The sequence below is a fragment of the Streptomyces sp. ISL-99 genome (genome assembly GCF_018614005.1).
Lineage (GTDB): Bacteria > Actinomycetota > Actinomycetes > Streptomycetales > Streptomycetaceae > Streptomyces > Streptomyces flavidovirens.
The window spans coordinates 41339-51666 of sequence record NZ_JAGGPC010000073.1; the positions used below are offsets into that span (position 1 = coordinate 41339).

At 69.6% G+C, this 10328-nt stretch carries 5 protein-coding genes and 1 pseudogene; 3 read left to right on the forward strand and 3 right to left on the reverse strand.

The features are described 5' to 3' along the window. Window positions 1–299: 299 nt before the first annotated feature. Complete coding sequence (locus J7E91_RS32460; RefSeq protein WP_214910490.1) at window positions 300–5069, forward strand: ATP-binding protein; 4770 nt, start codon at window positions 300–302, stop codon at window positions 5067–5069. A 480-nt stretch (window positions 5070–5549) separates the two neighbouring features. Further along, complete coding sequence (locus tag J7E91_RS32465; RefSeq protein WP_214910491.1) at window positions 5550–6734, forward strand: hypothetical protein; 1185 nt, start codon at window positions 5550–5552, stop codon at window positions 6732–6734. Window positions 6735–7040: 306 nt separating this feature from the next. On the opposite strand, the pseudogene J7E91_RS32470 reads toward J7E91_RS32465, so the two are convergent. The 3 genes and pseudogenes from J7E91_RS32470 to J7E91_RS32485 form a co-directional block, all read right to left on the reverse strand. Then, window positions 7041–8180, reverse strand: a pseudogene (locus J7E91_RS32470) (IS630 family transposase). Window positions 8181–8263: 83 nt separating this feature from the next. Beyond that, window positions 8264–8761 (reverse strand): DUF6420 family protein, encoded by a 498-nt coding sequence (locus tag J7E91_RS32480; RefSeq protein ID WP_214910493.1) that lies wholly within the window; start codon window positions 8759–8761, stop codon window positions 8264–8266. A 41-nt stretch (window positions 8762–8802) separates the two neighbouring features. Then, entirely contained in the window at window positions 8803–9627 is an 825-nt protein-coding gene (locus J7E91_RS32485; protein WP_214910494.1) for a hypothetical protein, read from the reverse strand. A gap of 494 nt (window positions 9628–10121) precedes the next feature. Here J7E91_RS32485 and J7E91_RS32490 point away from each other — a divergent pair. Then, a partial coding sequence (locus J7E91_RS32490; protein WP_214910496.1) for a transposase occupies window positions 10122–10328 on the forward strand: 207 nt, incomplete at its 3' end.

Sequence of the window (10328 nt, forward strand, 5' to 3'; positions counted from 1 at the left end):
TCCAGCGCGGCCGTAGGACTTCTCGACGTCAGACCGCCGATGCGCAAGAGACCTGCGCGAGCAGCGAAGGCAGATCTCGGTAGATCGCCTGGTCACCCTGCCTCTATCCAATCCGCATGGGTACGGGTGCTTGTGCCAAACAGCCCAACACACCGCGCTGGCGTCGGATGCGGGGAGCCGCTGCGCCGTGTCCGCGCATCCGGCGCGGCCGCTTCCGCCTCGGGGGCCCGGGGGCGGTTAGGCTGAATGCGGCGGGCGCCGGGGGCGGGCGCAGCAAGCACACCACGCTGGAGGTAAGCATGGGGTTGCGCCCGACGCACCTCGGTTACGCCTACCAGGATCTGCTCACCGCGCTGCGTCTGGTGGACCTGGCGGTGGGACATGCGAGGTCGGTGACCGTGGACACGAAGATGTTCGCCGGGGACCGGTTCGATGACATCACGTGCGAGTGGGGCACCGGCAGCCGCGAGCGACTGCAGATCAAGCACACGGATCACGACCGCGCGTTGTCGGCGGAGAGTTTCATTAAGGACAGCCGGGGCCTGCGCCTGGATCTCCTTTTCTCCTCCATCGACCGTGACCTCACCTCACAGCCCGCTACCTCGCACCGTCTCGTGGTCCGCGACACGGAGCCGGACGAACCTGATCTGATGCGTGTGCTGCGGCCGGTCGGTACGGGCATCGACCCGGGGCCGGCGCTGTATGGCCTGAGCAGCAAGCGGTTCCGGTTCGACGCTGCTGCGCTGCGGGCCCACGATCCGTGGAAGTCCATGCTCGCCGCTGTCAGCGATGACGTGCTCGAGCGTGCCTGTGCCTGCCTGATCGTCGACACGGGCGTTGCGGCGTGCTCGCTCAACATCCGCGAGCCCGGGCCGGCCGAGGCGGCGCTGCTGCACCGCATCACCGAGGAACTCGGTGCCGGACGGCCGCCGAACCGGACCCGTACGGCCGAGGAGGTGGCGCTGGCTCTCATCGAGACGGCCAAGGCGGCCCGCAGCCGGACGGGCACTGTGACGGTCGAGGATCTGCTTCCCCGGCTGGGCTTGGAGACCGACTTCGGGGCTGTGCGTGAGGGACACCCCGTGGACCGTGCCAGCGAGGTGGCCCGCCCCGCCGTACTCACCAGAGTGATCGCGGCCGTGGAGGACACCGCGCAGCAGGGCGGTGTTGTGGTGGTCACCGGCGCTCCCGGTATCGGCAAGTCGTGGTTGTGCGAGCAGCTCGGCGACGCGCTGCATGAGACCTGGCTGGCGGTACGGCATCACTGCTGGCTCGGCGCTGCGGATGCCGACCGCGGTGAGCGGGTGCTGACCGAGGTGGTGATCGGCAGCCTGCTGCGGCAGCTGGAGAGCGCCGTGCCGGAGGCGGTGGCGCAGGTCAGGCCCCGCTACGCGGCCACTAAGGAGACGCTCGTGGCAGCGGTCACGGCTGTGCGCGGCCTGGCCCCGGATCGGCCCGTCGCGTTGGTCGTGGACGGGATCGATCACGTCAGCCGGGTACTTGGGCACAGAAGTGGCGGCGCGTTCGGTGAGCCGGCGGACCCGGCCGCCTGCCTGGTTGAGGAACTCACCTCGCTCAGCCTGCCGCCCGGCGCCGTTCTTGTCCTGGCCAGTCAGCCCGGCCCTCATCTGGAGGCGGTCGACGCCCGGGCCGCCCGTTTGACCGTTCCCCCTCTCGACCGGGCCGAGCTGGGTGCGCTGGCGGAGCGTCTGGGTGTGCTGTCGGCGCTGGCGCCGTCGGCTGCTGGTCCGGGGGCTGCCACGGATGCTGAGGCCGCTGTCACCCTGATCGAGGAGCGATCACGAGGCAACGCTCTTTACGCCACGTATTTGTGCCGTCAGGCCCTGGGCCCAGCTCCTGGTCTTGGCACGCCGCTTGCGCCGGGCGCCGTCGGTGATCCCCTTGAGCGGCTGCGCGCGGTTCCGTCATCGGCGCACGACCTGGACGACTACTACGCCTATCTGCTGCAGGCGTTGACGGTCGAGCAGCGTTACGCAGTCAGCACGCTGGCAGTCTGCGACTTCGCTGTCAGCGCGGACGAGCTGGGGGAGATCTTCCCCATGCCGGCGATGATGATCGGTGCCGCCCTGACCAGGGTGGCACCGATCATCGCGCAGCAGCCGGGGATCGGCGGGCTGAAGATCCACCACGAGAGCTTCAGCCGTTTCGTGCGCCGGGCCGAGGGTGACTCCCGATGGGTGGACCAGGTCCGGACCCAGGCCGCCCAGTGGCTTTCCCAGCGCGGGTTCTTCACGGACGCGCGTGCCTTCCGGCACCTGCCCGAACTCCTGTCCGCTCTGGGCCGTGACGAGGAGCTGGCCCTGCTGATCGGGCCCGACTTCCTCTCCCGTGCGATCGCCGGCCTGCAGCCGCCGCAGGCCATCGTCCATACCCTGGCCGTCGTCGCCCGGCGGGCGGCGGCGTGCCGTGACTGGCCCACGCTGGTGCGCTGCATCGAACTGAGCCGGGCGCGGTCGACCTATGAGGAAGAAGGCCTGCCGGGTTCCCTGGTGCCGTATGCGGATGTGCTGGTGGCGCTGTCGGGAGCCGACCATGTGGCGGCGGGCCTGCTGTATGAGGGTGTGCCGACGCTGTCGGCGCGGTGGGGCCTGCAGTTGTGCGCGGCGGTCGACCGGGCCGGGTTCGCCGCCCCGTGGGAGGCGTATCTGACGGCCTGGGACAAAGATCGCGGTGGTAAGTCCGGCCACGACGGTTCCGCGGGCGATGAGGCGGTGTTCCTGGCGGAGTTGCGAGGGCGGATCAGGCTGCCTGGCCACGGCACCGACCAGCGCGAGTCGCCACAAGACCACCCGCTCACGCTCGCTCAGCGGGTGGCCCGGTTCCTTGATCAGGAGGCATTGGACTCCCCCGAACCGGCGCTCGGTGTGCTGCTGGACTGCCTCGGCGCCGAGCCGCTGCTGGAGAGCGCGGCGCTCATCGAGCGTCCCGAGCGGCGTGCGGCGCTTTTGCTGCATCTCGCCGACGCCAGCGACAGTGCGGGCAACATGCTGCCGTCGGCGCGCACGCTGGCCGCCGCGGCCTGGGCCACAGCTGCGTGCGGCCCGCGGCGTCTGCTGGACCACGGCGTGCCGACGGAGGAACTGGCAGAGGAAGTCTTCCGCGGCAACGTCACCACCATGCTTCAGGAAGCAACCCAAGCGGTGCTGACCAGCCGTTACAGCGACCTGTCAGGGCCGGTCAGCAGGTGGCTGGAGCTGCTGGCGGTGGCCCAGGCAGCTGATCCGCACGCGCCCGCCCGGCTGCTGCCCCTCCTGGACGGCGAGGGTTTCTACCGTGCCTGGCTGCGGTTCGCCGTCACCACGCTCGGTCTTGGCCGCGACGTCGATGCGGGCCGCATCCCCGCCGACCGCGGGTCCACTGCCGCCCGTGTGGCACTTGAGCAACTGGCCCAGCACGCGGCCGCGTTCACGGGCCGGCCCAATACCAGCGAGCTCGGGGACATCCACCGGCTCGTGCGGCAGGTACTGCACGAGGCGGTCGCCCTGCTGCGCGGCAACGACGTCGCCCTGGGCATCGCATCCCTGCAGACCGTCAGCCGAGGCACCACCACATCCCTGATGGGCATGGCCGGATCTGGTCCACTGATCACCACGGAGCTGCTGTCCCTGCTGGCCCACAGCGTGGGCCAGGCCGGGGCCGACGTCATCAACGAGCTGATGCGCACGCTGCGCACGGCACAGGCCGCCAGCCGGTCCATGTATGCGGAGGACGCCGACTTCGAGCTCGAGATGGCCCGCGTGAGTCTCGCCTGCGGCGACCCGGACGAGGCGCAGCGCTGCTGGGAACGTGCCGCCCGCTACATGGGCGCCTATGGCGGCCACAAGGACATCACCATCGAGGAACTGCTGGATCCGCTCCCCCAGCTTGTGCAGGCCGACCCCGTCCAGGCACGGGTGCGGCTGGCACGTACGCAGCCGCTCGTGTATCTCGTTGCGGAGTGCACCGACGGACGAGGCACGGCGGGAACACCAAAGGAGTGGTGGCGTCTTCTCGCAGACCTGGATCCGCGAGCCGCCGCGCAGCTGGCCGCCCAAGTGCTGCTGACCGAGCCGGGACTGCCCGATGCCCGGGTGGACGCGGCCCACCAGCAGCTGCTGGCCGTGCAGGCCGACCCCGTCGTCCTGGCAGCGCTCCGTATCGCCGCTGGTCCCCGCGGCCGCAATCTCGACGCCGACATCGCCCTGCTCGGCAGGCTCGCCGACCTGCCCGGCGACGACGCGGCACACGCGGTGCGTCTCCTGCCGGTGCTCGCCAACGCGATCACCTCCACCTACGACGACCAGACGCTGATCCACGCATCGCACCTGGCCGGCGACACGCCGACCCCAGCCCTACGTGCGGCAGCACAGCGTCTGGGCGGTGAGGGCGGCCCGCCCTGGGCGCCCAGGCCCGTGCCCAGCACATCCTCCCGCAACTGGTCCGGCGCCCAAGAGCGTTACCCCACCGGCGCCTTTCTGCACGCCCAGCAGCGCCCCGTGCTGCCGCAAGGCGCGGCCGGTGTCCTCGCCGCGGTCCGTGACTGCAGCAGCAAGACGTACGACGCTCCGCCGGGGCCCCGGTGGTCGGCCGATGCGCTGGCCAACGCGGTCGGATGGCGGCTGGTGGAGATCACTGAACGCCAGGGTCCCGACGCGGCCGCCCAGTTGTTGCACCGGATCGCCCAGGAGATGAACGCCTCCGGCCCCCGTCGATGTCCTCGCCGATGTGGCCGCCGGGCTTTATCTGCGCCACGGCATCGCCCCCGACGTCTTCGGCCCGCTCGCCGCGACGGCCGGCATGCTCGCCTACACCAAGATCCGAGGCGGCGGCGGATGGCGCTCTTTCGCTGGCAACGATCGCCTGGAGCTATGGCAGCAGGCGCACACCGCGGATGCCGCTGTCGCAAGGCAGGACCTCGCCAACCAGGTGGCCACCGCTGTCGCCAACCCGTCCTACGGCCGCACCGTCGGCGTCAGCCAGGCCTTGGTCTCGGCGTTCGCCATCCAGCCCCCGGACGTCTCCCGGCCCCCGGCTGCCGACGCGCTCGCCTGCTGGGACGCCGCGTATGACGTCATCGCCCACCGTCTGCCCGGCGATGCCCGCCTTGGCGACGGCGCCTACCACCCCGTGCCGGAGCCGGCCACACAGCACGACATCGACACCGCATTGTGCCGCCTTGCCGTGGCCACCATCGCCCTGCCCGAACGCGGCGACAAGCGCCGCGCCCTGCTCGCGACGACGGTCCTGCTGGCCGCTCGCCCCCGCCAGGCACAGGCCGCGCTGGCGCACGTCTTGTCCTTCGACCTCGGCGCCGGGCCTTTGACCTGGCTCCTGACCGTCCTGCACAGTCACCTGCCGGACGGGCCCCTGGATTCCGCTCTGCATGAGCAGCTCGTCGCCCTGTGCACCAGTGACATGCTGTCCGTGCGGGTGGAGGCCGCCGCCGTCCTCACCCTCGCCGGACATCAGCCGCCCTCCCCTCCGGCAACCGCGGCCCATCCGACACTCGCCCACGCCATCGCCGCCGATCTCAGCAGCGAGGACAGCGCATGAAGGACCCCCGGCGCTATGCGGCCCGCCTCGTCGACCACTACCTGGGCGCCCGCATCGACGCCGCCGGCCCCGCTCCTGGGCTGCGTGAGGCCGTCATCGACCTCGTGGCCGCAGCCGTCCCCGGCCATCTCGAGCCGCTGATGCGCACCCAGCTGGACCTGCTGACCCACCCCAGCAGCGACCAGTTCCCCGACGCCTATCTCGCCAATCGGGCCACCGTCGAAGACGCACTGCAGAAGGCCGCGGCAGGTCTGCGTACCGCGCTCGCCCAAGCCGGACATCTGGTCAACTCCCAGGCCTTCGAACGCGGCGCGGCCGCACGCCTGCGCGATGACTCCCGCCCGGCCCTGCGCGGCGAACTTGCCCGCGTTCCCCGGCCCCTGACACGCCCCGGAGCGCTGGGCTGGTCACTCGATCCCGCGCCCTGGTTCAGCGACAGCCACCAGGAGCAAGAGCCCTGGCCGCCGCTCGGTCTCGCTTCGGTCGCGGGCTGGCGGTCCCTGCCGGAAGGCGCCCTGGCCTTTGCCCGGGTGGACGACGGGCCACACGCGGGCTGGGTACAGATCGGACTGATCGAGCGGCAACGCACTCCCGCACGCCGCTACCCCGACCAGCCTGCCCGCCAAGTACTGATCATCGTCGGTCTCGAAGCTGCCGACGCCGATCCACCACCCGGTACGCTGCCCGTCTCCCAGGCTCCCTGGCAGCTGTGGACCCGCCCGTTGCAGCTCCTGGCACCTGCCCTCACCCGGGCGGGTGCGGCAGCCGAGCACATCAGCACCACGGACCAGGCTCTGGTAGCCATCACCGACGCCAGCGCCACGCCCATGGTCGACGCGCCCCCGCGCCGCAGCGGCCCTGGCCTGCCCCCGTACGTCCTTGCACCCGCCGCCAGCGTCGTGGCGGCACTCGGACTCCAACCCACAGGCGGCATCTGCGGGTTCAGCCTCAGCGACGCAGCAGGGGAAGCACTCATCTGCCGCCAGTGGCGAGGCCACCTCGTCCACGACGGAGGCTTTGAACCGCTCCTGCCCGTGGTCGCGGGAGCGGACCTGCTCATCCGCCCAGACCTGTTCACCCGCCTGCACACCACCATCGGCCCCTCCCGCTGCCAGGCAGGTATCAACGTCAGCCACATGACAGCAGCCCAGGACGACGACATCCCCGACGACGAGGACTAAGAACACCCCCGCGACGCTCACGTCCCCGCCCCATGGCTCTCCTCCAAAGCGTCCGCCCCGGACTCATCCCAGAACCTCGACGACGCCAACGACACGCCGGAGTGGGTGGAGGAGGCGCATGCCGTGCTTAAGAGGTGAGCCATGGGTGCAGGACTACGGTCCGGTCGCACATACGGGCCCGGGCAGAGGGGTGGATCGCTACGCTGGTCGCAGGTGCGGCGCTCCCCCCGTGGCGCCGCACCGACCCGCCTTCAGGGGCTCGCCCGTATCGCTGCGGTAGGCGGACATAAGGCGTCTAGTGCCGTATCAGGCAACGTTCGCCCTGTTGTGAGGCCCTGCCTGTCGACCTCTTCGGCCGCTGGCGATAATCGACCGATGAGCGCCATCGAACGTCCCATGCCGCCCCTGAACGTCGTGGGTGGCGTGGTCGGTGCCGTCGAGGGTGAAGTAGCGCAGGGCGGTGAACTGGGCCTCGATGCGGTTGAGCCAGGAGCTGTTGGTCGGGGTGTAGGCGATCTCGACGTTGTTCGCCGCAGCCCAGTCGCCGACGCGCTGGCACCGCTTGGTCGTCAGGTGCGGGGAGAAGTTGTCACAGACGATCGCGATCCGCACCGACGGCGGGTAAAGGCTGCGCAGGTAGCGGCAGAACTCCAGGAACTGGCTGCGCCGCTTGACCGGCTTGATGTGGCCGTAGAGCTTGTCCTTGCCCAGGTCCAGGGCGGCGAAGAGGTGGCGCACTCCGCCGTACCGGTTGTAGGTGGCACGGCGTCTTCGACGCGGTTCGCGGTCGGGGTCCTTGTGCTTGCCACCGCGTTCGGCCCACTGCCAGCCGGGGTGCGGCATCAGGTTGAGCGGGCCGAACTCGTCCATGCAGAAGATGACTTCGGGCTCACCCTCCTCGGGTATGACCTCGCCGTCGGCGATCGCGTAGAGGTGTTCCACTCTTGCCTTCTTGGCCGCATAGTCGGGGTCCTTGGAGGTTTTCCAGGTCTTCAGGCGTTGAAAGGAGACGCCTTCCTCGCGGAGCAGGATGCGCAGGCCCTCGTGGCTGATGTCGTCGACCACCCCCTCGGCGACCAGGAAGTCCGCCAGTTTGGTCAGACTCCAGGTGGAGAACGGCAGGTCGTGCTCGGTCGGCTTGGACTTGGCGATCTTCTTGATCTCACGCCGCTCGGGCAACGTGAAGGTCTTGGGCCGACCGCTGGCTTACTTCGGGTACAGCGAGGCGAAGCCGTCGGCATTGAAGTTGTGGATCACATCCCGCACCCGGTCGTCGCTGGTGAACGACACCTCGGCAATCTTCGCCACCGGCATGCCCTGTGCGGACAGCAGCACCATCTGGGCCCGCCGCCAGGTCACCACCGATCCGGTGCCCCTGCGGATGATCCGCAGCAGCTTCCGGCCCTCGTCATCGTCGATCTCGCGTACGCGTACTCGTTCCGCCATCACGCCAGGATGACGGTTCCATGCCGCCCGGCGCAGCTCCCGGACGGCATGTCACAACAGGGCAAAGGTTCGGTGATGCGGCACTAGCCGCCGCTGGCCTGGTTTTCCTCGCCCTCCCGGCGGACAGGCCCGGCCAGTGCTTCGGCCTCCTGCACGAGCCGGTCTGCTGGAGCGAAGTCCCCCAGCTCGACCGCGAGCGCGGCGCGCACGAACGCGGCGAGCGTGATGCTTCCGTTGCGCACCTCGAAGATGCGGTACGCCCCGTCCGCGTACGCGGCGCGGTGTCGGCACCCGGACTGCACGCAGTAGCCCTCGGCGGCCAGGGCGAGCCGTTTGAAGGCGGCGTTCTTCTCGTCGGTGAGCTGGGCTGGACAGCCCAGGTGATCCAGCGTGATCCGGATGTGGGCGCGCATCTCGGCCGGGCGGATGGTAAGCCGGCCGCCGCCGGGCGTGACGTAGCGGCCCGGTGTCACCGGGGCGTACGGGTGGATCAGCGGCAGATCCTTGTCCACCACGTGCAGGGCGGGCAGCCCGTCGTACTCGAAGTAGGGGCCTGCAATGCCGTTGTGCTCGATTGCCATGCGGTCCTCGTTTCGGTCGCGGGGCGGGCGCGGGCCGCCCGTCACGCGCTGGTGCCGGGCACGTTCCGCAGCAGTGCGGAGGTCATCGCCAGCAGTGTCTCCGCCTCGGCCCGGTCGTACTTGAAGTCCTTGGTGACCGCGTCGTTGTGCAGGGCGCCGCACGTCTGGCCATACAGGGCGTCCTGGATCCGCCACCACCGTTCCGTCTGGTTGCACTGGCTGCCTTGCTTTTTCGCCCCGGGGTTGTCCCAGTCGACGTTCTCCCGGACCCACTCCAGAGCCCGTCTGACCTCCAGGATCGAGGCCCGGATCTCCCCCACGGTCAGCAGCCGCTGCGCCTCCCGCAGCGTCCGTCCGACCTCGTCCCGCTCCGGATCGCCGAGCGGGTACGGCACGGCCATCTCGAACGCCGCGGACGGCCCCAGCTGCGCGAGCTGCTGCTCCCACCGGCTCTTGGCGATCGTGATGTGCGCCGTGTCCTGTGTACTCCCCGGATACCCGGGGGCCTGCGGCAGCGTCGCGTCGAGGTCGATCTCAAACCGTACGTCGCCAGTACGGCCCGCCTCGATCGCGTGGACCTGCAACGACGTCAGCGGGAACGACAGGCTGATGCGGTGGACGGTCACCTTCGGGGTGTACGCCAGGTTCACCGTGGTCCGGGCGAGCCGCGAGCGCTGCCCCGTCGCCTCGAAGCCGAACAGGTCCGCCTCCAGGGCGAGGATCTTCCCGGCCTCGGTGAAGGGCGACACCCCGACGGTGAGCTGAACGCTCAGCTCGTGAGCTCCCAGCGCGCGGCGCAGCCACGTCTGGTCACTGCTGACCACCGCGGTGAACCGGATGCCGTCGTCAAAGCGGAGTTCCTGCATAGCTCCCCCCAGGGGCATGTCGATCACCCGATTCTGCCGGGCGAAGCAACGCATCACCGCCGTTTTCCCCCGGCCACGGGCTCCAGCCCGCAAGCCCAACGAACCCAGCGGCCGTCGACCCGGGCTCGGCGCAGTCAACTACCCAGCCAAGTAAAGGCCTCTCAACGGGCTTGCAGGCTGGTCTCAATCGTTGCAGCCTTGCACGTCAGAGCGCCGTTTGGCCGGTTAGATCTCAACTGATCGCATTCTCACTCCTTGCAGCATCGCAGGTCAGAGACCTGCTAGAAGGCCATCAGGCTGCAATACAGCTGAGACGACATAGCCGGGAGAAGAGCTACGGAACAACGGCAGCCGGTCGGGTTGCGTCCAGGGAAGTGGTGTACGGGTTCGACCTGATCCGGGGGTTTGCTCCGGCATCGGGATGGTGCCCGCATAGACGAACGGCCACCGGCTGATCTTTCAAGACGACCAAGTCTTTGAAGGAGATCAGCACGATGACCGCACCAGACAGTGTGCCCCTGCACGCCCTCGCGGAAGACAATCTCGCCGCGGCGAGTCCCGATCTGCTGCGCGCGATGGTCAAGACGTTCGCCGACGCGCTCATGTCCGCGGAGGCCGATGCTCTCTGCAACGCCGAATACGGACAGGTCAGCGACGAACGCGTCAACCACCGCAACGGCTACCGCCCACGCGAGTGGGAC